This is a genomic window from Geitlerinema calcuttense NRMC-F 0142 (assembly GCF_030285425.1).
The window spans coordinates 31488-56018 of the sequence record NZ_JASVEJ010000017.1 but is presented as its reverse complement, the minus strand read 5'-3'; the positions used below and the strand labels follow the sequence as shown (position 1 = coordinate 56018).

20 protein-coding genes are annotated in these 24531 nt (G+C 50.4%); 14 read left to right on the top strand and 6 right to left on the bottom strand.

All coding sequences use genetic code 11. The features are described 5' to 3' along the window. Positions 1–93 precede the first annotated feature (93 nt). The 3 genes from QQ055_RS04435 to QQ055_RS04425 are packed head-to-tail and all read left to right on the top strand — an operon-like array spanning position 94 to position 2569. Positions 94–750 (top strand): hypothetical protein, encoded by a 657-nt coding sequence (locus QQ055_RS04435; RefSeq protein WP_286004280.1) that lies wholly within the window; start codon positions 94–96, stop codon positions 748–750. Beyond that, positions 716–1834, top strand: coding sequence for a hypothetical protein (locus QQ055_RS04430; protein ID WP_286004279.1), 1119 nt, complete (start codon positions 716–718; stop codon positions 1832–1834). The genes QQ055_RS04435 and QQ055_RS04430 overlap by 35 nt, the downstream gene beginning before the upstream one ends. Positions 1835–1870: 36 nt before the next feature. Beyond that, complete coding sequence (locus QQ055_RS04425) at positions 1871–2569, top strand: hypothetical protein (RefSeq protein ID WP_283361981.1); 699 nt, start codon at positions 1871–1873, stop codon at positions 2567–2569. 10 nt (positions 2570–2579) lie between these two features. On the opposite strand, the gene QQ055_RS04420 is transcribed toward QQ055_RS04425, so the two are convergent. Beyond that, positions 2580–5777, bottom strand: a complete 3198-nt coding sequence (locus tag QQ055_RS04420; protein ID WP_284474407.1) for an NACHT domain-containing protein — start codon at positions 5775–5777, stop codon at positions 2580–2582. A 135-nt stretch (positions 5778–5912) separates the two neighbouring features. On the opposite strand from QQ055_RS04420, the gene QQ055_RS04415 reads away from it, so the two are divergent. The 3 genes from QQ055_RS04415 (at position 5913) to QQ055_RS04405 (ending at position 10154) form a co-directional block, all read left to right on the top strand. Beyond that, on the top strand, positions 5913–6083 hold the full coding sequence (locus QQ055_RS04415) for a hypothetical protein (protein ID WP_286004278.1): 171 nt from the start codon (positions 5913–5915) through the stop codon (positions 6081–6083). 141 nt (positions 6084–6224) lie between these two features. Further along, positions 6225–8243, top strand: a complete 2019-nt coding sequence (locus tag QQ055_RS04410; protein WP_284474406.1) for a hypothetical protein — start codon at positions 6225–6227, stop codon at positions 8241–8243. Between the two features lie 144 nt (positions 8244–8387). Next, positions 8388–10154, top strand: a complete 1767-nt coding sequence (locus QQ055_RS04405; protein ID WP_284474405.1) for a DUF3685 domain-containing protein — start codon at positions 8388–8390, stop codon at positions 10152–10154. 5 nt (positions 10155–10159) lie between these two features. Here the strand turns inward: QQ055_RS04405 and QQ055_RS04400 are convergent, their stop codons facing one another. Beyond that, entirely contained in the window at positions 10160–10756 is a 597-nt protein-coding gene (locus tag QQ055_RS04400; RefSeq protein WP_284474404.1) for a pentapeptide repeat-containing protein, read from the bottom strand. 118 nt (positions 10757–10874) lie between these two features. Then, positions 10875–11729 (bottom strand): pentapeptide repeat-containing protein, encoded by an 855-nt coding sequence (locus QQ055_RS04395; protein WP_241829216.1) that lies wholly within the window; start codon positions 11727–11729, stop codon positions 10875–10877. A gap of 453 nt (positions 11730–12182) precedes the next feature. Here QQ055_RS04395 and QQ055_RS04390 point away from each other — a divergent pair, with 453 nt between their 5' ends. The 7 genes from QQ055_RS04390 to QQ055_RS04360 all read left to right on the top strand — a co-directional run bounded on the left by QQ055_RS04390 (position 12183) and on the right by QQ055_RS04360 (position 19510). Beyond that, positions 12183–13166, top strand: a complete 984-nt coding sequence (locus QQ055_RS04390; protein WP_283361986.1) for an alpha-ketoacid dehydrogenase subunit beta — start codon at positions 12183–12185, stop codon at positions 13164–13166. Positions 13167–13415: 249 nt separating this feature from the next. Continuing rightward, a complete protein-coding gene (gene secD, locus QQ055_RS04385) occupies positions 13416–14822 on the top strand; it encodes a protein translocase subunit SecD (RefSeq protein WP_284474403.1) in 1407 nt (468 codons plus the stop codon). A 91-nt stretch (positions 14823–14913) separates the two neighbouring features. Beyond that, positions 14914–15897: a protein translocase subunit SecF gene (gene secF / locus QQ055_RS04380; protein ID WP_283361987.1), complete on the top strand. Its 984-nt coding sequence runs from the start codon at positions 14914–14916 to the stop codon at positions 15895–15897. Between the two features lie 6 nt (positions 15898–15903). Beyond that, the gene (locus QQ055_RS04375; protein WP_069965210.1) at positions 15904–16314 is read left to right on the top strand and encodes a hypothetical protein; all 411 of its coding nucleotides are present in this window, start codon (positions 15904–15906) and stop codon (positions 16312–16314) included. Between the two features lie 90 nt (positions 16315–16404). Further along, a complete protein-coding gene (locus QQ055_RS04370; RefSeq protein WP_284474402.1) occupies positions 16405–17115 on the top strand; it encodes a pentapeptide repeat-containing protein in 711 nt (236 codons plus the stop codon). A gap of 594 nt (positions 17116–17709) precedes the next feature. Continuing rightward, the gene (locus QQ055_RS04365; protein ID WP_283362018.1) at positions 17710–18696 is read left to right on the top strand and encodes an RNA polymerase sigma factor, RpoD/SigA family; all 987 of its coding nucleotides are present in this window, start codon (positions 17710–17712) and stop codon (positions 18694–18696) included. Between the two features lie 250 nt (positions 18697–18946). Next, entirely contained in the window at positions 18947–19510 is a 564-nt protein-coding gene (locus QQ055_RS04360) for a hypothetical protein (RefSeq protein WP_284474401.1), read from the top strand. 5 nt (positions 19511–19515) lie between these two features. Here the strand turns inward: QQ055_RS04360 and cheB are convergent, their stop codons facing one another. Both cheB and QQ055_RS04350 read right to left on the bottom strand, forming a co-directional pair. Beyond that, the gene (cheB, locus tag QQ055_RS04355; protein ID WP_284474400.1) at positions 19516–20586 is read right to left on the bottom strand and encodes a chemotaxis-specific protein-glutamate methyltransferase CheB; all 1071 of its coding nucleotides are present in this window, start codon (positions 20584–20586) and stop codon (positions 19516–19518) included. 192 nt (positions 20587–20778) lie between these two features. Further along, a complete protein-coding gene (locus QQ055_RS04350; protein ID WP_349775316.1) occupies positions 20779–21339 on the bottom strand; it encodes a manganese efflux pump MntP in 561 nt (186 codons plus the stop codon). Positions 21340–21568: 229 nt separating this feature from the next. On the opposite strand from QQ055_RS04350, the gene QQ055_RS04345 reads away from it, so the two are divergent. Further along, positions 21569–22162 (top strand): cytochrome b/b6 domain-containing protein, encoded by a 594-nt coding sequence (locus QQ055_RS04345; RefSeq protein WP_283361990.1) that lies wholly within the window; start codon positions 21569–21571, stop codon positions 22160–22162. A 24-nt stretch (positions 22163–22186) separates the two neighbouring features. On the opposite strand, the gene QQ055_RS04340 is transcribed toward QQ055_RS04345, so the two are convergent. Continuing rightward, positions 22187–24517: a hybrid sensor histidine kinase/response regulator gene (locus tag QQ055_RS04340; RefSeq protein WP_284474399.1), complete on the bottom strand. Its 2331-nt coding sequence runs from the start codon at positions 24515–24517 to the stop codon at positions 22187–22189. Positions 24518–24531: the final 14 nt, after the last annotated feature.

Sequence of the window (24531 nt, the reverse complement as noted above, 5' to 3'; positions counted from 1 at the left end):
TGTACGGGCAGACCCTTCCTCCTGAGATCCTGAATCCACCAACCAACCGTTGAACTAACCCTTCCCGGAAGCCTGAATAGGAATACATTGATTATGAATAATCCCATCAGTAACCTTTACCGTCCAATCGCGCCGTGGAGTGGGCGGCTAATTTTACCCCAACCTTCCCAACGAAAACCCGACGGGGGGGTCTTTATCCAAATTCAAAATGCGCCATCTTCCCATCGCTTTCTGGTGGGGAAACAAGCATGGGTGAAGTGGCATTCCACCTCCCACCATACGCTCTGGCTGTCGCGGGCCACTCTTGACCTCAAATTCGACAGCACCACCTACAATAGCATTGAAAAAACCCAAGCAATCCATCCCAAACGCCTCGACGGGTGGCAGAAAGTTAGCCCCCTAGAATCCCTAGCAGGGGCGCGTCCGGATGATGACGTGCAGGTTGAACTCAATGTAATTAGCGCCACTCAGGAAGGCAATAGTTGGGTTCTCAGCATTGGAGACGAACCCTATCAAATTGCTGGGGTGACAAAGGGTTTGGTGACTTTCGTTGGCCCGGCGGGAGATCGGCGCTATCGGGTTAGGCACTATAACCCCGCCAGCAAAGCCTTTAACGGCCCCGAAGAGATTGTTTCCTGTCCGGATGCGGGGGCGATCCGTAGCGGACAGACTGTGGAACAGAGTTCGCTGGTGAATATTGAAAAATCGCCGCTGAATGCGGGGGGGTTGGTATATCTACGGTCATTCTGACAGTCAGGGGACTTTTGTCGTTGCTGCCCTAGAACCGCTAGAAGCGATGCAACTGGTCGCAACCCAAATGACGACAGGACGCCAGGAAACGCAAGATTATTATGTGGCTTCTAAATGGCAAAATTTGCCCCAACGTCGGATTGAAAAAACCTTAGTAGATAACAATAACAAGGTTCTGGCGGCTTCAGAACGGACGGCTGCCCTACGCGAGAGACGAACCCGCGAACTTTGGTATCTTAACGATGTCGCCTTAACGATCCATACCTTTGGCTGGCGGGGCGGCCCTAGGGGGAATAATCCCCCGTTAGGACTGGCACCGGGACATTTTTCCTTTGGGTTTGCGAAAGTGATTCGCGATGAATTTACAGGTCATTTGCGCTTCGATCTGGTTCATCGTCAGGTGTACGCCCATAACAAGGAAGGTATTATTTCTGGGGCCATTCGCTGGCACGCTTATGTGGGCAGTCTGAAGCGCGGCTGGATGTATACGGTACCGATTTCTGAGGTGATGCTGCGGATGCCTGAGTTTACGGTGCCTTATAAATTGGGCGATCGCACTTTCGATCCGCTCAAAACCATTGAACAGGAACTGGCGTTTACCTGCGCCCGCTATCGCACCGGGCCGGGAAATGGGGCTTCGGTGGTGACGCCTGCCACTTCCTGCGTTAAAGATTCCTGTCAGTCCTTGTTTGCGGCTATCAATCGCTTAGATGCTGAAGTTCTCAACGATCCGGCGATTCGACGCTGGATGCAGGACAATTCCCAAAGTTTTGATGCCCAACGCTTCCAACGTTTAGATACGTTGCTCAAAGATGTCCTCGATCGGATGTTAATTCCGTTAGGATATGTGCCAAAAGGCTGGCGCGGCGATCGCGAATATCTGGCCGCCCATCGCCAAGGGGGACTGTTGGGCAATACGATCGAAGCCTTGCGATCGTGGAAAACGATGCTACCGCGTCGGGCAGAAATGGAGTTAGCACAAGTTATGGCGCGGCATGGAGCAACGTTTTGGGATATTAAGGGGGCTATGTTGGGGGGCGAGGTGCCGGGAATTGTGCCGATCGCGCCGGGAACCCTTTTGTGATAAACCTGAAGTGTTGATCTAATCTTCAAAGTAACGTTGAAGACTCGTCGCAAACAGCAGTTAGTTTATGTCGCCCTCGACGATCCTGAAGTTCCCAGCCAGGGGGCTTACCTGGTGGCGATCGCCTTTGGGGGTGAAGACTCTCCCGCGAGTCGAGAACAAGCCAAATTTGAGCTAGAACGGCGGTTTGAAGAGGAGTTGCCCCCCTTCGATCGCTATCCCTTTGCTTTTCCCAATGGCTTATCCGTTGAGCAAAATATTATTCATATCCCAGAGGATTTTATTGTGGCAAGAAAAACCGGAACATCTGACGCCGCTATCGATTTAGAAGGCATTCCCGCCGAAAAGCGTACGGAGATTGAAGCCATTTTAAATGGGGCGGCCGAAGCGATCGCCAAAGCGCGGCTAGCGACAGCCCTAGCCAAGGCCCATCAAGCGGCCTTACCCTACGCAGACCTGTTGCGGCTGATTTTCGACCCCTCCGGACAGCAATATCTCACGGAGGAACAATGCGCCCTCATTGAAGATAAAGCCTTTGCCAAAGCGATTAAAGAGTTGGCCGAAGCGAAAGCCGAAATGACTCGATTTGACTTAACCGCAACGGGAGATTGGCAACTGATTTTAGACTGCATTCTCTCTGAGGAAGTCGCTCAAGAGTTAACGGTGAATCTCCCCGCCGAGAAGCGATCGCCCTCCAAAGCTAACGGACAGGTTGCTACCAGCCCGTCAGAGTGATCGCCGCAGTCTACTCTAAAGCGCGCGTCTCGTCGCTCAAAGGCGGGCGATAGACGACGGTTTCCGCATCGATATCCTCTTCGCTGAGGGTGCTTGAAGAGGGAACCGCTACCGGCTCATCTTCAGCCATTTCAATCGGTAAAACTGATGTGGCATCATCCCCAGAAGAATCCGTCGTGGGTTCTTCTTTAATACTTTGAGTGGCGATCGCTTGACTGTAAGCTTGGTATTGCTCCCAAGAAAAGAAAGCCCCCTTGGCGCGGGCAATATCCCAACTGCTCTCATCCATCTGCGTTTCCACCAGACACGCATTATTGAGCTGGGTTGATTGCAAATTGCAGCGCTGTAAATTAGCGCCCATCAAGTTTGCTCCTTCCAAATTGGCTCCCGTGAGATTCGCCCCCGTGAGATTGGCTCCCGTTAAATTAGCCCAAGAAAGATTGGCTTCCTTGAGATTCGCCCCCACCAAGTTAGCCTCCACTAACACCGAGGCTGACAGATCGGCGGCTTGTAAATTGCCCCCGGCAAGTAACGCGCGATACAAATAAGTCCCGCTTAACTGGATTGATTTGAGACTGTAGCGCACCCGCAACCAGAAGGAATTGGGAGACAAAACTGCCGTCCGTCCCGCTAGCGCTAGCAGTTGACTGGGGTTAAACTCCATCGGTTCTTCTGCACTGAGCGCTTCTGGGGGGGCGTTTTGTTTGCTACGTTTGGGCGTAGCATTGCCACAGGGCCAGAAGGGAAGATTCGCCTCTCGCCGACAGGCACACAGGAGCAGGAACGTATTTAACCCCACCGCCGCATCAATTTGCAGCACGTTCAAAGAATTATTAAACTGTTGCAAATGCTGGCGGGCTTTGTGGGCGATGCCCTCATCCATCCATCGTCCCCGACAATAGGAGCGGTAAAAGCGATGCAAGCGAGCAAACAAAGTCCGGAAGCGAAAAGCTTCTTCATCGCGGGCTTCTTCGCGCCAAAGGCGTTCGGCAATTAAATCCTCCATTTCTAAAGGGAGAATGCCATAGCCCAAAAGGTTGTAAAGATGCTGGGCGATCGCGCTTTTGTCATCGGTAGCAAACTTTAACTCCCCGTAGGGATCTCGGACAATCTGCGCTAAAGCCTTCAGTTGGGCGGCGATCTCCTCGGCGCAGAGGTATTCTCCTAAACTGCGATGGGCAAAACCAACGCGCTGAAAGGTTTGTTGGAATTTGGAGGTGTCGGTTTGAACCTCTTCAAAGCGGAAACAAAAGGCCGCTAGCGTCGGTTCATCCCCTAAATAGGATTGGAGGGCATCGTAACGAATAGTGGCGCGACCGCTTTGTAAGATACTCAGCGCCGTGGTTTGCATCGCCGCGCGGATTTGATGCGGTTGGCGAGTTTTTAGTAAATTGGCGATCGCCTCGGTGCGCCGTCCCGCATGAGCCAAACCGACTCGACCCGGCGTTTCCAAGCGACCCGAAACCGACAACCCAGCGGTCGGTTTGCCCAATAACCAAGTCAGCAAGCGGTCGTAAATTTCAAACTTAACCTGGGGATAGGGCATCTGAAAGACCGACTCGTGCAGCAAGCCATCCCGATGTAAGATGCCCAGAAAGTACAGCATCAAAGGTTGGCGAACCAAGTTGGCTAACTCTTTAGTCGGCGGTGTCGGACGAAAGAGGCCGCCCTGCTTAAGGAAATTAAAGTAAGCCTGAGCGATATTTTTGGTTTGCAAGCGCGACCAATGCTTAAACCACTGCTTGACCTCATCTTGACCCATCGGCGCGATCGCAATTCGCCGCAGATGAGACAGCAGCGGCGTTTGGCTGTGCGTCGAAGAAATATGCAGCGTTTCAATCCCCGCCCGACTCAGCGTCCCATTACGGCAGGTAATAAACACCTTATGGCGCGGCAAACCCGTCGGTCCCGCGTACTGAGACTGAAAGCGGACAATTTGATCCATCAACAGCCAAATCTGATCTTCAGCTAACGGCGATCGCGGTAACTCATCCAAACCATCAAAAACCAGCAAGCAAGGCGAGTGAACCGGAGACAGCCAACCATCAGCACAAGTAAAGTTACCCAGCGGCAGCGCGGATAAGAGCGTTTGCTCTAACGTCGTTCCCAACGTCACATCCCGCAGGCGAATTAACACCGGCATCCAACTGGGATAAAACTCCGAAGCCACCTTCGCCGCCCACATTTGGCAAAAGCTGCTTTTTCCCTGACCGGGCAACCCTTCCACCACCGCAATGCTGCTCAGATCGCTCAGTTGCGTCTTAGCCCATTCCATTAAATCCACCGGGGGAGGATTGCTGCCCAACGTCCCATCATAGACCACTCCCTTGAGTGGCACATGAATATCGTTGAGGGAGAAACACTCCTCAAACATCGGTTGGCTCAGAGCAATGTTAAAACCTGCCCGATAGCGTTCCCTGGCGAGATCGATGGGCATCGGGCCGAGGGTGGGGGTGGGTGGAGGCGACACTTCAAGCAACTCGTAGTCATCGCTTTCATGAAGGCTTTCGCTCCAGGACGCCACCGTTCCCAAACGCACAAACTTTTGTAACTGGGGAAGCGCCGACGAATGCAGAGCGATCGCTTCGAGCAATTCCCCCGGCAAACCATGACTCAAGCGCCCGATCAACAGTTGACTCTCAATTTCCTCAGCACCATTCGCCATTAACCAGGCACTCGCCGTCTGATTAATTTGCTGCACCAGCAGCGAAGCACTCCACTGGGACAACGCTTGCTCCGCCTGGGTGTCGCTGAGATGACCCGGACGCAGGGTTTGCAGTAAATCTGGAAGCTGAGGCTGATTGAGGGCAATATTATTTTGCGGTTCGTCCGTGGGCAGCATCGCCCGATTAATCCACGGTCGGCGCACGAGGGTTTCCTGCTGCAAGAGCCGATCTAAACCGTTGAGATAGGCAATTTGAAACACAAGCCACGTCCCTTCGTTGCGCTTGAGCGGCTTTTTCTGACTGAGGACGCGCAGCAAACACCCCATTAACTCCGCCAGGGGAGAGAGTTCTGGCCAAGCGATCGCGATCGGCAATTCAAAAATCTCAGCCAGCACCGCAACTTCAAACAAACTGAGACTTTTAAATTCCAGATCTTGAGCGATACGGAACGCGATTCCCGCCATCTGGGCCCCCGCGACCCACTTCAGCCGGGCTAGTGTGAGGTTACGTTCTGCTAGCCAATGCCGAATACTTAGGTTCATCCCTTGTGTTCTAGTTCTACTACAACAAAACCGCTATTGGACATTATCTGTCATCCGCTTAGGTCTACTTGTAATTTAGTGTGGCACGAGATCCGGCTGACTAATTTTTCGCTCTAGACCCAATTAACCATTACAATGTCCAAAGAATTTGGATTAACTCCAGGACAAGGCACCCCCAGAGAGTCCTCAGCTTGGGTTTTTGCCCTGAAGCCTTCGGAGTTAAAAGCATCCGGATTAACCCAATTCAAATGGGGTATTAAACTACACCCCCTTGCTGAACCCATCGATCTGACCTGCACGCGCTAGACAACAGAACGCAGACCTGAATTGCCACTATCAAAGACTGTCATAAGCAGCGTCGGATCGGTTGAAGACAACAGTAGACTAAATAACGAAAAACCAGGCAACTTATTCGTTCGCGAAGCGTTCCGAAGGAAATCGTCAGCCATGACTAGAAGGCAGTTTGACAGAACTCAAAATTCAATTTTTCGCCGTTCTCGCCGCCCCCCCAGACCCAAAAATGCCCCGGCTAGCTCGGCCAGTGACGATGCCTATGCAGCGACGATTTCCGAGTTGAGTGCTGAACCCCCTGCCAAGCGGATCGCTCAACCGCCCCCTCCCCAAGAGAGACGTTCGTCTCGGAAGGGGGGAGCATCTTGGGGTTTGCCTTTATTGTGGCTGACGATTGTGGGGTTGTTGGGCGGAACGGGTTATGCGGCCTTTTTATTGCTGACGCTGGTACCGCCGCCTCCCAATTGCGAACAAGTTTCTCCGATTGCGGCCGATAGCGAACGCTTGTATTGTGCGAATCAGGCGGCCAGTTCTCGCCAGCTTGAAGATTTAGTTGCAGCAGTGGCGCTGGTGCGAAATTGGACGGAGGAGCATCCGCTTTATCGCGAGTCCCAGCGGTTTTTAGAGGAATGGTCTAAGGGGATTTTGGCGATCGCCTCTGCCAAAATGAGCGATGGCGATCTACAAGAGGCGATTAAAATTGCTGGGAATGTCCCGGAAAACAGCCCCCTATACGACCGAGCGCAACAGCAAATTGCAGCTTGGCAAAGTAATTGGGATAAAGGCGCGGCAATTTATGAGGAAGCCCTCGAAGCGCTGAAAAATCAAAACTGGGGATTAGCCAATCAAAAGGCAGAAGAGTTAAGCCGACTCAATAACGAGCATTGGCGCGCTCAACGCTACAACGAGCTAACCCGGTTTATTGCCTCCGAGCAACTGGCTCGTCGGCGTTTATCCCAAGCCAGAGAACTCGCCGAATATCAAACGGTGGCTCGCTACAAAGAAGCGATGGATCTGGCGCGACAAGTTGAGTTAAAAAGCTTTGCCCGTCCGGACGCTCAAGCCGAGATTGCCCGCTGGAGTCGCGCTTTGCTGAAGATTGCTGACGAACGGCTAGCGGCTAGAGATTTAGAAGGGGCGATCGCGGCAGCTAATACTGTGCCTCCAGATTCCTCGTTGTCTAAGGAAGCCGAGGATTTTGCAATCCTCAGTCGCGCTACGGCTATGTCTTGGAAAGATAATCTGATGATGTTGCTGGAAGCTCAGGCGATCGTGGGCGAAATCCAGCCGGATCGCCCCCTATACGAGCGAGCGCAAGCCCAAATTCAGACTTGGCAGGCAAGTATCCAAGACTTGCTACAAATTCAAGTGGCGAGCGCTGTAGCTAGCGTAGGACAGCCTTTAACCTTTAGATTGGCTGATGAGTTAGCACAGATGGTGGCTCAAGGTCGCCCGCGCCGGATTGAAGCTCAAACTAAGATTGCCTCGTGGCGCAAGGAAATTCAAAGCATTCAAGACCGACCCTTTATTATTCGGGCGCGTCAGATTGCTCAAACTGAATCGATCGAGAGTTTGAAAGCGGCGATCGCAGAAGCGTCTCGCGTGGAAATCGGCAGACCGCGCCGGATTGAAGCCCAAACCTCGATCGCCCAGTGGAATAAGAAAATTGAAGTCTTAGAAGATCAACCCATCCTCAATGAAGCGCGATCGGTGGCGAACAGCGGCAATCTTGCTCAAGCCATTACCGTCGCCCAACGGATTCAACCCGGTCGCGTTCTTTACACCGAAGCTCAAGATGCGATCTACGGTTGGACCATTCAAATTCAAGTCGCTGAAGACCGAGCCATTCTCAATGATGCCAGCTATCTGGCTTCCATTGGACAGTATTCTGAAGCGATTCGGACGGCTTCTCGGATTCGCTGGGGACGACCGCTATACGATGAGGCTCAAGGCTCCATTGCGCGGTGGACGGCCGAACGCAATGCCCTCTTCGCACCGCCACCCCAACCCGCGCCGAGAAGCTACTCAGAACCGCCAGCTTCCTCTTGGAGCGAGCCGGAACCTGCTCCTTACTATCCTCCGGAACCCGCACCGGAACCCGCGCCTCCCCCGCTAGAAGCGCCCATTGCTCCAGAGTTTGGCACGCCGTCAGATGCACTGCCTCCGCCTGAATAACGGGTTGGATAGAGGATGCCTATCACTGAGAATTAGGATGGGGATCTTTAACGGTCTCCTGCTCGAATAGAGGCATAGGAGTATGTCACAATGCGTTAAAGCGTTTTGCCGCGATCGCCCACTCTGTAGCAGCCCTAAACGAAGATGAGTACATCGGTTCTCCAATTAGCTTTAGTCGATCCCGATCCAATCTTCCGTTTAGGGTTGAAAACTTCCCTGCAAGCGGTTTCGGGTTTGCAGGTGGTGGCGGATGGTCCAACCAGTCTTTCGGTTTTGGAACAGCTTCCGAGCAGCGAACAGGAGAACGCTCAACCTCCGGTTAATTTAGTGATTTTGGATTGGTCGGCCCAGGAGAATCCCCCTGAACCCCAGTGGCAGGCGCTTCAGCAGGCTTATCAGCCTTGGGAGTCGCGCTATCCCCAGTTGGGGGTCTTGTTGTTGACGGGGAAAGCCGATCTAGAGACTTTGGCGTTTGCTCAAGTGTTGGGAGTTCGCGGATATTGTCGTAAAGGGATGGCGATCGCCGATTTGATTCAGGCGATTCGGACTTGTGCGACGGGAGAAACCTATGGGTTCGCAATCTTAGAACCCTCGCCCGCAGCGCCATTGAGAGGGCGAATGTTGGCACGTTGGCGCGATCGCCTCCATCAGTCGGGGATCGAGCAAATTGAATCGGCGATCGCCGAATTGAGCGGTTATTTACAAAATCCAGCACTTCCAGTTCTCGAAAGAGCCGTCATTGCTGGACGGTTGCGCGAACTAGCAGCGGCGCGTTGGGTGGTCAATCAACTACTAGCAGCCTCTCCCTCGTCCAATAACGCCCCCCCAATTCCTCCTCCTCCCGAAAATACGACGGCGAAGCGTCCCCCCATTAATCCCCGTTCTGCCCTCGTTCCTGCGGCGGAAAGCAGCTTGAATCCCCAGTCAGAAATGGCCTTAGAAGGCTCTCTCAATCGTTTGTTTGCCGCCCTCGAAGCGCAGTTACAATACAGCCTCAAAAACTTAACCGATGAGCCGTTAGAAATTGATATTCTGCGAGAAGAGAAACGGCGAGAATTACTCAAAATCATTTTGCAGCGTTTAACTGAAACCATTCGCGAACTGCAATTGGGTCAAGTGAATGTGCTTTCCCTTTCTCAGAAAGTGGATGCCATTTTACAGGATTTATGGTCGGCTTCAATTACCGATTTTTTTGGTAAATATTATCACATCAAAATTGCCAACACTGAATACGATCTCGTTCCAATTCTGTTGGAAAATATTCCGCGCATTCAATCAGAAATTCTCAAGAAAATCCCCTTAGTTCTAGAACTTTTCTCCTATTGGTTATACGAAACACCTTTAATGATTGAGAATGTGCTGTACAGTTACGGCACGCCAGAAGCCGATAAACGTGCAGAAATCTTAGCGCAAAACCTGATTATTCAAGTTGCGAATGCCGTCATTCAGCCGTTATTAAATCGATTTGCCGATATTGTAGAAATCAAACAAGACTTTTACGATAAACAACTCCTTTCCACGCGAGAAATTGAGCGATTCCGCAACGATTTGAGCTGGAAATATCGCCAAGTGGAGCTTTTTGGAGAGCCTCAAAACATGTTTGAGAGCCAATATGTCCTCCTCGCTCTCGATTACCGAGGTATCAAGAAAGTTAAAATCTATCATCCCAGACGCCAAGAACTCGAACGACTCCGGGGGGTTCGCTATGCAGTCACCCTCCTGCTAGAAGCCAGAGATGCGATCGCGCCGAGAATTCGGGCGATTCTCTCCTTCTTAGGCTCAGGCGTCATTTATCTGTTAACCCAAATTGTGGGGCGGGGTATTGGCTTAATTGGACGAGGAATTCTACAAGGATTAGGCAGTTCAATCCCAGAAAGTCGCTTTAGTCGCAACAGCGATTCTCGTAAATAACTCGCTTATTCCCAACTCTCAATCTGCAAATCTTCATCGCTAGATTCCGATAAAATTGCCCCAGTTAAATTTGCCGCCTGCAAATCAATTCCGGTGAGATCCGCGTCTTGTAAATTGGCATCAATTAAATCCGTCCGATTTAAATTCGCTTCGGCTAACTTACCATTGCGTAAATCGACCCCCACTAACAGCGCGTCGCTTAAATTGGCATAACTTAAATCGGCTCGTTTCATATCGGCTTGATTCAACGTTGCTCCCGTTAAATTTGCCCAACTCAAATCAGCACCAATGAGTTGAGCGCTCGCAAACCGGGCACCAATCAAGCGAGCGCTACATAAATTAGCACCCGTTAACGTTGCTGCTGTCAAATCAGCTCCCGTCAGATCCGCTTTACTCAAATCTGCACCGCTGAGATTCGCGCCCGTGAAGTCAACGCCCCGTAAATTAGCACCGCTCAGGTTTGTTCCCTCTAGTACCGCCTCCTTCAAACAAACGAGCGGTAGAGAAACCCCGGCTAAATCAGCTCCACTCAACAAAACCTGGCTAAAGTTCTGTTCGCCTGCGGCATAGCGATGCAGCAGCTCTACTGCGTCCATATCCATAATGTGACTCACCTCTGTTTGCGTCTGTTGGTTTTGCAGGGAGAGGAGTTGGGTTGTTAACTCGGCAGAAACGGAGATTCGGTAGAAGTTAATCGATCTACCGTACCTCTAAGCAATACTATTCGTGAGTGACACCATCCGGCATAATCGCCCCTCGCAAATCCGCATTCCGCAGATTTGCTCTGCTGAGGTTAGCATCAATCAGCATGGCTTGACTTAACTTTGACTCGCTGAGATTTGCCCAACTCAAGGATGCCTGATAGAGATTGGCAGAGCGTAAATCCGCATTCCGCAAAGTCGTCCAACTCACGTTAGCGCGTCGGAGGTTTGCTTTGAACAAAACGGCTGCTCTTAGGTTAGCACCGCTGAGGTTCGCAAAGCTCATATCGGCTCGCGTCAAATTCGCCTCTTCTAGGGTGGCACCGCTTAAGATGGCATTCGTCAGGTTTGCTTCTTCGAGATTCGCTAAACTCAGAAGCGTGTAGGTTAAATTGGCTCCTTCCAGACTTGCTTTAATCAGAACTGCTCCGATCAGTTTGGAACGGCTGAGGGTTGCCTGACGGAGAATGGCTTGGGAGAGGGTCACGTCGGTCAGATTGGCTTCGCTAAGGTTCGCTTGGGAAAGATTCGCTTGCGAGAAATCCGCCTCGCTGACATTTGCCCCCCGCAAACCGGCTCCGGCTAAATTGGCTCCCCTTAAATTGGCTCCTACAAGATTAGCGCCTATCAGGTTGGCATCTTGTAAGTCGGCTCGACTTAAATCTGCACCCTTTAAATTGGCTTCCCGTAGGTTTACCCCTCTCATTTCAGCGCCACTGAGATTGACTTCAATCATCTCAGCTTCCCGCAAGTTGGCTTCAACTAAAGAAAGTCCGCTCAGTAACGTTCGACTGAGATTCACTTCCCGAAAGTCTCTTTCACCTGCTTGATAGCGCCTCTGGAGTTCCAAAGCTTCCATAACAATTTGTTTCATATCTTCTTGGCTGGGAAAGATCGAGCTTACTGTTTAGATTGCCCAAACAGATGAGTGAGCTTCGCAATTTCTAGATCGGGAGTTGCTTGCAGTCCAAACAAGTCTGGTTTTCTCTTTATCAGTATTGCCTTTTCAGGGAGTCTAAGGCTACCCAAGGGAATCAAACAGGGATGAGACAATCTTAGGATATAGAGCGGACAAGGTTGGGGGTAGAGGAAATTGTAGTCATGCTGTCGCTCCCCAACCTCAGCTTTCTCGATCTGTCGGTTTACTTTTCACCGTTTTCAAAGGATATCAGGATGTCTGAAAGTTATCGTACTCCAGTGGTGAGCGATCGCCGATTGGTCTAAAATGTTGGCGCAAGCGTGCGGCGAATCTGGCAATCGTCCCCAATGCTACCGGCAAAACGGTAAGATTCTACTCTAATCTCCTATTCCCTAGATCGTCCTTAAGATGGCAGAAACACTCTTTTTCAATGCATTGCGCGAAGCTGTTGATGAAGAAATGGCACGCGACGCCACAGTCTTCGTGCTTGGCGAAGATGTCGGTCACTATGGGGGTTCTTACAAAGTTACCAAAGACCTCTATAAAAAATATGGCGACCTGCGTCTGCTCGACACGCCGATCGCCGAAAATAGCTTTACGGGATTAGCCGTTGGCGCAGCAATGACGGGTCTGCGTCCGATTGTTGAAGGGATGAATATGGGATTTCTCCTGCTTGCCTTCAACCAAATTTCCAATAATGCCGGGATGTTACGCTATACCTCCGGTGGGAATTTTACAATTCCGATGGTGATTCGCGGCCCTGGTGGTGTCGGTCGCCAACTCGGTGCAGAGCATTCTCAGCGCTTAGAGGCGTATTTCCAAGCGGTTCCTGGGCTGAAAATTGTTGCTTGTTCGACGCCCTATAATGCCAAAGGGTTACTGAAATCTGCGATTCGCGATCGCAATCCGGTGCTATTTTTTGAGCATGTGTTGTTGTACAACCTCAAGGAAGATTTACCGGAAGAGGAATATTTGTTACCCCTCGACCGGGCGGAGGTGGTTCGCTCCGGTCAGGATGTGACGATTTTGACCTATTCTCGGATGCGCCATCATGTTATGCAGGCGGTGAAGACGCTAGAAAAAGAAGGGTTCGATCCAGAAGTTATCGATTTGATTTCCCTCAAACCTCTAGATTTTGAAACGATTGGCGCTTCTATTCGCAAAACCCACCGGGTTGTGATTGTTGAAGAATGCATGAAAACCGGGGGAATTGGGGCAGAATTGATTGCTTCGATTAACGAACGCTTTTTTGATGAATTGGATGCGCCGGTGATTCGCCTATCTTCTCAGGATATTCCCACGCCCTATAACGGGATGTTGGAGAATTTGACGATTGTGCAACCGCCGCAAATTGTGGAAGCGGTGCAAAAGATGATGGCGCTTCAGGTCTAGAAGCTATTACCACATTTTTACATTATTGTCAAGTCCGCTTGAGGGCGGGCTTGCTTGCTTTCGGGAGGGCGATCGCACCAGAGTCTCGATGCTCAATCCCAAAACGAGATATCATAGCACTGATTGCAGGTTCTCAGCGTGATGGATCGCTCAGAAATCAAAATCATCAAAATTTTCTAACCGGGGTAAGGCTTAGACCGAGCCACCCCTGCGATCGCCTTAATTTTATGGGATTGAGCTAAAGCCATTATGGGAAAACAGCGTTCTATATTAGCTTTGATTTTTGTGCTGGTCATTGCAGCCATTACGATCTTAGTCCGGGTTCCCACGCAACTGGGTCTGGACTTGCGGGGGGGCGCGCAACTCACCCTCCAGGTTCTCACCACTGAAGAAGTCCCGGAAATTAACGCCAGAGTGCTGGAAGCCGTGCAGCGCGTTGTGGAAGGGCGCGTGAATGCGTTAGGCGTTTCCGAATCCCTGGTGCAAACCACCGGACAAGATCAACTGATTATCCAACTTCCCGGCGTCAACGATCCAGCCCAAGCCGAACGGGTATTGGGGGGAACCGCGCAACTCGAATTTCGCTCCCAACGTCCGGGGACTGAAGATCAATTTCCGATTGAATTTCAAATTCTCAGAACCCTAGAAGCGCAACAGGCAGAACTGCGGGCTAGCGGTGACGAGCAGGCCTTACAGGAAAATCAAGCAGAAATTGAACGCAGCAATCAAGCCATTCTAGAACTTTTTGAACCCGTCGGCTTAACGGGGAGCAACCTCAATGATGCGTTTGCTCAACCTTTACCGGCAGGCAATAACTGGAATATTATTATCCGCTTTGATGCTCAAGGGGGCGATCGCTTTGCCGAATTGACCAAAAACTTAGCCGGAACCGGCCGCAGTATTGGGATTTTCCTTGACGATCGCATTATTAGCGCCCCCATTGTCGGCGTTGAATTCGCAGAAACAGGCATTGTCGGCGGTAGCGCCTCCATTACCGGCAACTTTACCACCCAAGAAGCTAGCGATCTGGCCGTGCAACTGCGAGGCGGTGCGTTACCCGTTCCCGTTGAAGTGATCGAAAACCGCACCGTTGGCGCAACCCTCGGCCGCGATAGCATTCAACGCAGTATCTATGCAGGGTTGGGCGGTTTAGTGCTGGTGCTGATCTTCATGGTGGTTTATTATCGCCTACCGGGTGCGATCGCCGATCTCGCCCTCACCATTTACGCCTTATTCACCCTGGCGCTGTTTAACCTCCTCGGCGTTACCCTGACCTTACCGGGTATTGCTGGATTTATTCTCAGTATTGGTATGGCAGTTGATGCCAACGTGCTGATTTTTGAACGGACTCGCGAAGAGTTACGCACCGGAAAAAGCTTGTATCGTTCCGTAGAAGCCGGATTTTTCCGCGCCTTCTCCAGCATTCTCGATGGGAATGTCACCACCATTATTGCTTGTGCTGCTCTGTTCTGGCTCGGTTCTGGGTTAGTGCGAGGCTTTGCCTTAACCCTCGGTTTAGGCGTCGCTGTCAGCATGTTTACCGCCTTAACCTGTAGCCGCACGTTGATGCTATTCGTATTAACCATTCCAGCGCTGAGAAAACCAGAGTGGTTTTGTCCCAACCTACCGCCTACGGCAAAAGCCGCAACCCGCTAAGAAAAAATCTCAGACAACGGACGGCTTGCAATACTAAAATCAACATTGCGGCGCGTCGAATGTCGATTAGGATCACGAGTAACCAGCCAAAATGAAACTGCAAATTATTAAACAGCGATCGCTCTGGTGGGCTATTTCCGGCGCAGTTGTCCTCGCCGGAATTCTCTCAATGCTGATTTCGGTTTCGCGACCCGACATTCGCGCGCCGCTGCGACCGGGGTTAGACTTTATTGGGGGAACCCGCCTGCAACTCGAACGAGACTGCACGCAACCAGGAAATTGCGACGAACCCCTTGATGTCGCCCAAGTGCGAAACATCATGGCCGAGCAAGGTTTAGCCGGAAGCAGCATTCAAGTTTTAGGGGAAGAACGCCAAGCCTTAAGCATTCGCACCCGCGATTTAAATACGGAAGAACGAACCTCACTGCAAGCCGCTTTAACCGAATCTCTCGGCGCTTTTGACCCCCAGAGAACTCAAATTGACACGGTTGGGCCAACTTTAGGACGCCAACTGTTTATCGAAGGAATGCTAGCGTTGCTGGTGGCTTTTGCCGGAATTACGATCTATTTGACGTTCCGCTTCCAGCTAGACTATGCCTTCTTTGCGTTTGTGGCGCTCTTTCACGATGTTTTTGTGACGTTGGGGATTTTCTCCATTCTGGGGTTGGTCATTGGTTTAGAAGTCGATAGCTTATTTATCGTGGCGCTATTGACCATTATCGGCTTCTCGGTCAACGATACTGTGGTGATTTATGACCGCGTTCGGGAAGTGTTGCAACTCAATCCTGGCGAGCATATCAATGATGCAGTCAATGATGCGGTGAATCAAACCCTGAGTCGTTCCATTAATACCACGCTCACTACTCTCTTACCGCTGGTTGCAATTTTCTTCCTGGGCGGCGAAACGCTCAAATATTTTGCTTTAGCGCTGATTATTGGCTTTATCGCGGGTTCTTACTCTAGTATTTTTGTGGCGAGTTCTCTGCTGGCGTGGTGGCGGGAACGTACGGGGAAAGCGATCCTGGCGGAAGCGGTAACGGCTGAATCTGCGGATGAGCCTGAATCTGGAACTTAAAAGACGGTGAGCAAGTTTTCTCAGCCCAATTCGTCAAGTTCTCCGGAACTCGATCCTGGCTTTCAGGCACAAGTTCAGCGCCTGCACGAACTCATTGTTTGGTGTCGCTGGCTAGTTGTTGGGGGGCTATGGTTGAGTATTGGGTTGTTGAGTTTGTGGGAGTTACGGGCTGAAATTGCACTGTTGCAAGCCGGGTTTACTTGGGCTGCGGTGCGCTATGGGTTGTATGACAATCCCCTGCCAGCGTTAGGATTATCTTTATGCGTGGGGATGACGACGGCGGTGTTGGTCTGGCAAAGTCGTAATATTCTCCAAGGTCGCTCGCCCCATTACCAACGACAACTAGAAAGAAGTGTCTGTCGCATTCGCCAGCAAGGATCGACGCATCCTTTGTGGAAGTGGATTTGTAATTCTTAGACTCCTGGCTATTATTATCGGTACTCCGATTTAACGGGAGAGGATGTCAATTCTAGACATAATGGAAAGTGAAGCGGGTGAGGTCTTGAGATGAAGGAATTAGACCGTTGCTATCAAGTGTTGGGCTTAAAACCAGGGGCTTCGTTGGAAGAGGTGAACCAAGCCTATAAGGATTTGGCGTTTATTTGGCATCCCGATCGCATTCCCCAGGATAATCCCCGCCTGCAACAAAAAGCGCAAGAAAAGCTTAAGGAAATTAATCAAGCTCGCGAACAGTTGCGATCGCTCCAACCTCAAGCTCGCCCCGTTGCGCCCCAGCCTGCACCCGCCCCGCGCCCTGCGCCTGCGCCTTCTCCTCAACCGCCGCGAACGCCTCATTCTGCCTATGCGCGATCGCCCCAAGCACCACAACCTCGCTATCATCGCCCATCCCCGTTCCCCGATCTCACGGGGGCTGATTTCACGGGGGCTGATTTAAGCGAAAAGGATCTATCGGGACGCAATCTTTCTCAGGCGAATTTAAGCCATGCGAATTTAAGCGATGCGTTTATGCATAAGACGAATCTAACGGGTGCAACGCTGTATCGGGCGAATTTGTTTCGCGCGAACTTACTGCAAGCGAACTTGCAACAGGCCGATCTGCGAGAGGCTAATTTAGTAGGGGCAGATCTGAGCGGTGCGGATCTTCGGGGTGCAGATTTGCGCGGAGCCGCTATTGGTAGCAATAACCGGGTTTTAGTGAAAATGACGGGGGCAATTCTGACGGGGGCAATTCTACCGGATGGAACGGTGCATGAATAGTGTTGATTTTATGAACAACTCATTCTATAGTAAAAAAACGCCTGTTCTCACTCTAACTCCTGCTTGCGTTTGAGCCGCGAGGAGAGATCGTGCTTCAAAATTCGTTGCGACGGTTAACTCTACCTGAATGGCGATCGCCAGTACGGTTATTTCACACTTCTTCTAGAGGCGAACGAAAAGCTAATCATCCATTATAGAAGAAGAACCCTTGGTTCTGTCCTAGGGGCCAGCTCAACCCAGCCTTCTCAGCTCCAGAATCACCCTATAGGATGGCCCGCACTAGTTGGTAGAAGTTTATTCTAGTTATATCATGAAGATAGTCAAACTCATTTCGACTTCGCTTTAGAAGTCCTCGCTGGAACTCCAAGCTTGCCAAAACGTTCATTGAAGACAACCTTGAGCGACCTACCCTTAGAATCCTAACCTACAGCAAGTCCGTAACAGGAGATTCTGAGAAACTTTATATCTTTGTTTAGAAAACGGGAACACTATACACATCTACGATTCGTCTTGTAGATGCTGCCACTGTCTATCCGATCGCAGATAGACTCGATTTCCCTCCTTTACTGGTGTTACGGAGACGAGTACGCACCCATGCCCAACGCCGAAATTGAAACCAAAACCACAACGAAACCCATGTATACTGCCGACATGGTACGCACTTATTTACATGAAATTGGTCGCGTGCCACTGTTAACCCACGAGCAAGAAATTGTGCTGGGCAAGCAGGTACAGCAAATGATGCAGTTTCTAGAGGACAAAGAAGCTCTAGAAGACCAACTTGGACGCCAAGCCACCCAAGCTGAATGGGCAGAGCGCGTGAATCTGTCGGAAGCAGAACTCGATCGCCTTCTCAAGCAGGGAATGCGAGCCAAGCAGAAGATGATCGAAGCGAACCTGCGCTTAGTGGTAGCGATCGCCAAGAAGTATCAGAAACGAAATATGGAATTTCTGGATCTGATCCAGGAAGGCACGCTAGGACTAGAGCGCGGCGTCGAGAAGTTCGACCCCATGCGAGGCTACAAGTTCTCCACCTACGCGTATTGGTGGATTCGCCAAGCCATCACTAGAGCGATCGCCCAGCAAGGCCGAACCATTCGCCTCCCCATCCATATTACCGAAAAGCTGAACAAAATTAAGAAAGTCCAAAGAGAACTTTCGCAAAAATTTGGGCGCAGCGCGACTCCCGCCGAAATTGCCCAAGCCTTAGAGCTAGAACCCGCACAGATTCGGGAATATTTAACCCTTGCCCGTCAGCCCGTATCTTTAGATATTCGCGTCGGCGATAATCAAGATACAGAATTGCAAGAACTGCTTGAAGATGAAGGCATTTCTCCGGAGAACTACACCACCCAAGAATCGTTGCGCCAAGACCTCAATCACCTCTTGGATGATTTAACCCCCCAACAGCGGGAAGTCCTGAGCTTGCGCTTCGGCTTGCAAGATGGTCACGAGCTTTCCCTGTCTCAAGTCGGACAGCGCATGAACCTGAGTCGCGAACGCGTTCGCCAACTCGAACGTCAAGCGCTGAACTATTTGCGCCGCCATCGTTCTAGCGTGCGCGAGTATCTAGCTAGCTAGGTCTCAAAATCGCCGGGTGCGGCTGAAGTGAATTCCGCAACGTGGCAGTTAGGCGAATGCCCTTGGCAGAACAATTGATGAAGCTGCCAGGGGCTATTTTAGTCGGAAGCCAAATTGTTGTAAAGATTTGTAAACCTGTAAGAAATCTAGAGGCGATCGCGTTGGATCTTATAAATAGGGACAGCAAGCGCTACGCGATTGGGCGATCGCTAAAACTCTTATTCATAAAGTTAGTCGAGGAGATCCGAGGGTGTTTAAGCAAACTTCTAAAACCAAACAAACTTTTCCCCAGAAAAGCTCCTTTGCTGCAATTTTCTTGCCCCTATCTCTCCTTTTGCTGGGCGCTTCAGCGCTGGCGACTGTGGCGCGGGAAGTTCCGGCAGTCAACTTAGCAGAAGACCAAAATCGGTCATTAAATATAGCACAAAATTCTTTAGAACGCAACCTCCCAACGCTAGGCAATGGCACTTATTTATACGGTCAATCAGCCGAACCCGACCAACTGGGCAACGCCTACATGGTCTTTGAAGTGCAAGATAACCGAGTGGTTGGGGCGTTTTATATGCCGCATTCTTCCTTCGACTGCTTCCACGGCACGCTGACAGCCCAGGAAATGGCTTTAACCGTGATTGACAGTTACGAACAAATCGCCCACCCCTATTCCATCGCCCTAGAGCAACAATTCCCCAACACGGCCGATCGCAATCAACCGGGTGCCGCCACCTTTGGCTTGCAAGGCTTCCATCAGATTAGCACCGTTAGCGCTAACGACCAGAGAATGCTGCAAGTTTGCCAAAGCGACTTTGCCCAGTAAACGCCCTAATAGAGTTGAGATTTAGTCAATCCTAAAAGGGTTTTGGCAATCTCGCCAATGGGTAACACCTGTTGGGCTGCCCCTAGGGCGATCGCTTCTCTGGGCATCCCAAACACCACCGAAGTTTGCTCATCTTGGGCAATGGTTAAGCCGCCAGCCCGCGCGATCGCGCTGAGTCCCGCCGCCCCATCTCGCCCCATCCCCGTCAACAAAATCCCCAGACTAGAACGCCCATAAACGCTAGCCACAGACTCAAACGTCACGGTGACAGAAGGACAATGGCCGCTTACCGGAGACGCCTGAGAATAGTAAAAGCGCCCTTGGGGATCTAACTCCAAGTGGCGCTTTTCCGGCGGAAAGTAAATCGTTTGGGGATGGGGAAATTCGCCCATCGCCGCAATTTTAACGGGAAGCTGGCACTCCGCCTCTAACCAATCCACCAGTCCTTGCAAGAATCCCTCGCTGATATGCTGAACGCAAATAATCGGTAAAGGAAAATCAGCAGGCAGGGGACTTAGAATCCGATGTAGGGCTTGAGGTCCCCCTGTAGAGGCACCAATGGCAATCATTTTTATAGGGTAGCTAACCCTACGCGCAGGCGGAGGCGTAGGCGGAAGAGTCATTGCCGGGGGGGAAAATAGGCTTTGGTGAACTCGCCGCCGCTGCGTAAACACCGAGACGCCTGCGAGAATCTTAATTTTAGAGATTAGTTCATTTTTGACCTTTTCGTAATCGGCAGCCGATCCAGCTAGCGGCTTGGGAAATACATCGATCGCCCCTGCTTGTAATAGTTTAAAGACATTCTCGCTACCCCGGTCTTGAACTGAGGCGCTTACCACCAGGATTGGTTTAGGAAAGGTTGCCATCACTTCTTGGGTGAGTTCTAAACCATCCATTTGCGGCATATGTAAGTCGGTGCAAATGACTTGAGGCTGCACTTGAGGAATCAGCGCTAAGGCTTCTTTGCCCGTGCGTGCCGTTCCAACAATCTCAATATCGGGGGAGGAAGAAAGAATGCGTTTCAAGATCGCGAGTGCAATCGGAGAATCTTCAACTAACAAAACTCGAATGGGCATAGACTAATCTGAACCTGAGCGAGGGCTGTACAGGTAATTCCTGCTCTGGAATGATACTGCTATGCTAGTAGATTGGCCTTAGCGCTGCCGATTAGAACCCTCTCGTGGTTGCATGAGTTCGCGCCTAACGGATGGGATTGCCCAAAGCTTGACTCAACCTCAACGGCAATAAGTCCTATTGAGCCATGTTGCTTAAAACAAATGCTCCAACAGAATCTTGCAGCCAATTCCGATTAAAATCAGACCGCCTAATATTTCAATTTTCGTTTGAAAAATACAACCGCATTTATGTCCAATAAAGACGCCCATAAAACAGAGGAGAAAGGTAATTCCCCCGATTGTTGCAGCCGCTTTAAAAATAGAATCTTCTAAAAGCCCTAAACCCAATCCCACAGCAAACGCATCTAGGCTGGTGGCCACCGATAAGGTGAGCAAAACTTGGGTGTCTAGAGGATTCATTTTAAGATCGCAATCTTCCTCATGTTGGCAAGCTTCATACACCATCTTGCCACCGATGAGGCAAAGTAAGCCAAAGGCAATCCAATGATCGACTGAGGAGATTAAATCTTGAATGCTTAAGCCTGCTAGCCAGCCTAACAGAGGCATAAAAGCCTGAAAACCTCCAAAAAATAAGGCAATTTTCAAAGCTTTATTGAGCGTGATATGACGAATCGTAATTCCACTACTAATCGCAACAGCAAACGCATCGGCTGCTAAACCAAGCCCCATGAAGACGGTTGTCATGACGTTCACGAATCTGATTTTCTCCTGTACGAGCGGCAGTTTTTAGGATAACCAAGAAGTCTTTATAATAGCCATAAATGCTGATTTATAGTTTCATTTTTAATTCATTTTTAGATCGTCCTTTGCCATAAACTGAAAAACCTCGACAATTGAATAATCCTTCTTTAAAATACTAGAAATTGACAAAAATGAACCTGTTGATTTTTAATGTTTCCCGTCTCCTCCTCACTGTTCATCAATGCCAAAGTCTCCCTATCAACCCTTAGTTTTGCGTATCCTGCATGGATTTAACGCTTTAATAGCGATCCTGGCTATCCTTACCTCATTCTGGGTTTATAATATTTACGATGGGCGTTTTGGTCGCCTGCCACTGCCGGAAATTTCGGGAACCATCGATTTGCATGGCACCTTGGGACTGATCTTTTTACTCGGATTTCCAGCCTTTGGGATTTATAGCGTTTGGGTTGGAAACAAGCGTCTGGTTCAGCAATCTACCGGAAAAAACTTAGGGCGCTTAAACCATCCGATTGGTTGGTATAGCTGGCATCGTTTAATCAATACCGCCATGCTGCTCGCGGCAATCTTTGCCCTGATTACGGGTAAAATGATGCAAGAATCCTGGCTGCCGGCTGGAGATTTAAACCAACCCTGGTATCAATTCCATCTGTTAGCTTGGGTTGTCCTCGTCTGTTGTTTAGCTCTGCATATTGGCTTAAGTTTAAAAGTGGGAGGAATCCCGCTAGTCCTATCAATGGTTAGCTGGAAGTATAAAAGCCAAGATGCCCCCCAAAATTGGTCGAGTCACCTTCGTCGATGGTGGCAGCGAAATTAGCGATCGCAACGCCGCTATTAAGAGTTAGACAATTAAGCGGCGAAGCGTTTCAATTAAAGCATCTTGATTGAACGTTCCTTTGGTTAAATAAGCACTCGCCCCTGCTTCCGCGCCGCGTCGTTTATCTTCATCAGACGCTAAAGAGGTGACTAAAACCACAGGTAACTCATTGTATTCTGGATGCTGGCGAATTCTGGCGGTTAGAGCAAAGCCGTCTAGGTTGGGCATTTGCACGTCTGAAACAACGGCATCAAAGCGACCCGATCGCAATTTATTATAAGCATCTAAACCATCTACAGCGGCCACCACCCGATATCCCGCCGCTTCTAAAATTCGCTTTTCTTGGGTGCGAGTTGCAATGGAATCTTCTGCTAACAGGATAACGGCGGGGGTTATAGCTGTAGTTTCTGCAACTTGGCTAGCCGCGATCGCGATCGCCGTTTTCTTTTGCACCGATCGAATCATATCCTGGGGATTGAGAACAATGCAAACCTCACCCGTCCCTAAAATCGTTGCCCCAGAAACATTCAATACCCGCTTGAGTAGTTTACTTTGGGGTTTAAGGATTACATCCTGTTCGTCAATCAAATCATCTACAATCACCCCCAAACGCTCTGAACCCACCTGTAAAATAATGCAAGGTAACTGTCCGTTTTGGTAAATCGATTGACTCTCTCCTGGGGGTAAATTCAGCAACTCCACCAAACGCACCACCGAAATGGCCCGATCCTCAAGCGCAATCGTTTCTCGACCTTCAATCGAAAAGATATCCCGTTCGGGAACCAGCAGCGAAGTTTGGACAAATTCTACAGGAATTGCATAAGGTCTGCCCTCTACGGCAACAATTAATACAGACACCGTGGCGAGAGTTGTACTCAGTTGAATGCGAAAGTGACAGCCCTGGTTGGGGGTAGACTCAACTTGAATATTTCCCTTGAGGCGTTCCACATTCGTCCGCACCACATCTAGCCCGACTCCGCGTCCTGAAACCTCCGTCACGGCTTGACGAGTCGAGAAACCGGGGGCAAAAATCAGCGCTTGAATCTGTTGGGGAGTCATCGCGTCTAACTCTTCTTTGCGCCAGTTCCCGCGTTTTAGGGCTGTTTGTTGAATTTGTTCGAGATTCAAACCGCGCCCATCATCTTGAATTTCGATGATGATACTATTACCAATCTGATATCCCTTAAGGCGAATCGTTGCAGCCTGCGGTTTATTTAAAGCCTCCCGTTCTGCGGGAGACTCAATCCCATGATCGATCGCATTTCGCAGCATGTGCATTAAAGGATCTTTCATTTCCTCTAAAATGCGCTTGTCGGCTTTTGTCTCTCCCCCTTCCAAGACCAAATTCACCTTTTTTCCTTGCTGTTTGGCTAAGTCTCGTACCAGGCGAGGAAACAGATTAAACAGGTTGGATAGCGGTAAAAGACGCAAAGTCCGGATACCCGATTCTAACTCAGAGGCGATCGCCTCCAGGCGAGCCACATCTTCCGAGGCCCGCGCCCGCAAGCGGTTCACCAACTCCCCCAAGGTTTGCAAGCGTTCCTCATGGCGCTGTTGGAGGTTTTGCAACTGAGTCAGGTTGGTTTCTAAGGCGAAACGCGAGTTATGAGTCTGACGACTCCATTCTTCCCAAAGATTAGTCAATTCCTCCAATTCAGCAATATGATGGGCCATGCGAATTTTGGTGACGGTTAACTCTCCGGCTTGAGTCATTAACGCATCGAGGTTGCGCGTTTCCACCCGAACGCTATCAATGCGATAGCTACTATTTTGAGGCGGGAGAAGAGGCTTCTGGGGAACAGGCGCAACGCTGGGTTTTTCTGCAACCGCCACCGGAGAAGGGGGAATCAGTTCGCCAGAAATCACTTCTGTAGGCGTTTCCTCAACTTGGGGTAGGGGTTCAGGCGGGGAGGCTTCCTCAGAAACCGTTTCTAAAGCGGTTTCCTCAACTTCAGGTGGGGGTTCGGCTGGGGAGGGAGGGTTAGCGCCCATCAGCAAAGCCAGGACGGCGAGGGTATTGACGCCACTGGGTTCGCCCGTGATGGCTTCTTTGACGAGTTGGCGAATGGCGTCTAGACCTTGGTAAAGGCGATCGCTCATACCATTCTGCAAAACCGTATCATTTTCTTTAAGCTGGCCCAAAATATGCTCAATCTGATGGGTTAACGCTTCTACATCATTAACCCCTAACATCCGGGAGTCGCCCTTAAGGGTATGCGCTTCGCGTAAAACTTCTTGGAGGCGCTGCAAATCATGCGGGTCTTTTTCTAAATGCAGCAAACCCGCCTCTAGGTTCTGGAGGTGTTCTTCACTCGCAATCTTGTAGAGACTTCGTAGTTCTTCATCTTCAATCATTGTTTTACCCCATG

Bases quoted from the DNA above. Each gene is read 5' to 3' on its own strand.
- QQ055_RS04345 (WP_283361990.1), top strand. From the start codon at position 21,569: ATGCCAAAGTCTCCCTATCAACCCTTAGTTTTGCGTATCCTGCATGGA.
- secF (WP_283361987.1), top strand. From the start codon at position 14,914: ATGAAACTGCAAATTATTAAACAGCGATCGCTCTGGTGGGCTATTTCC.
- QQ055_RS04415 (WP_286004278.1), top strand. From the start codon at position 5,913: ATGTCCAAAGAATTTGGATTAACTCCAGGACAAGGCACCCCCAGAGAG.
- QQ055_RS04400 (WP_284474404.1), bottom strand. From the start codon at position 10,756: ATGGATATGGACGCAGTAGAGCTGCTGCATCGCTATGCCGCAGGCGAA.
- QQ055_RS04390 (WP_283361986.1), top strand. From the start codon at position 12,183: ATGGCAGAAACACTCTTTTTCAATGCATTGCGCGAAGCTGTTGATGAA.
- cheB (WP_284474400.1), bottom strand. From the start codon at position 20,586: ATGCCCATTCGAGTTTTGTTAGTTGAAGATTCTCCGATTGCACTCGCG.
- QQ055_RS04340 (WP_284474399.1), bottom strand. From the start codon at position 24,517: ATGATTGAAGATGAAGAACTACGAAGTCTCTACAAGATTGCGAGTGAA.
- QQ055_RS04405 (WP_284474405.1), top strand. From the start codon at position 8,388: ATGAGTACATCGGTTCTCCAATTAGCTTTAGTCGATCCCGATCCAATC.
- QQ055_RS04365 (WP_283362018.1), top strand. From the start codon at position 17,710: ATGCCCAACGCCGAAATTGAAACCAAAACCACAACGAAACCCATGTAT.
- QQ055_RS04430 (WP_286004279.1), top strand. From the start codon at position 716: ATGCGGGGGGGTTGGTATATCTACGGTCATTCTGACAGTCAGGGGACT.
- secD (WP_284474403.1), top strand. From the start codon at position 13,416: ATGGGAAAACAGCGTTCTATATTAGCTTTGATTTTTGTGCTGGTCATT.
- QQ055_RS04395 (WP_241829216.1), bottom strand. From the start codon at position 11,729: ATGAAACAAATTGTTATGGAAGCTTTGGAACTCCAGAGGCGCTATCAA.
- QQ055_RS04410 (WP_284474406.1), top strand. From the start codon at position 6,225: ATGACTAGAAGGCAGTTTGACAGAACTCAAAATTCAATTTTTCGCCGT.
- QQ055_RS04420 (WP_284474407.1), bottom strand. From the start codon at position 5,777: ATGAACCTAAGTATTCGGCATTGGCTAGCAGAACGTAACCTCACACTA.
- QQ055_RS04435 (WP_286004280.1), top strand. From the start codon at position 94: ATGAATAATCCCATCAGTAACCTTTACCGTCCAATCGCGCCGTGGAGT.
- QQ055_RS04370 (WP_284474402.1), top strand. From the start codon at position 16,405: ATGAAGGAATTAGACCGTTGCTATCAAGTGTTGGGCTTAAAACCAGGG.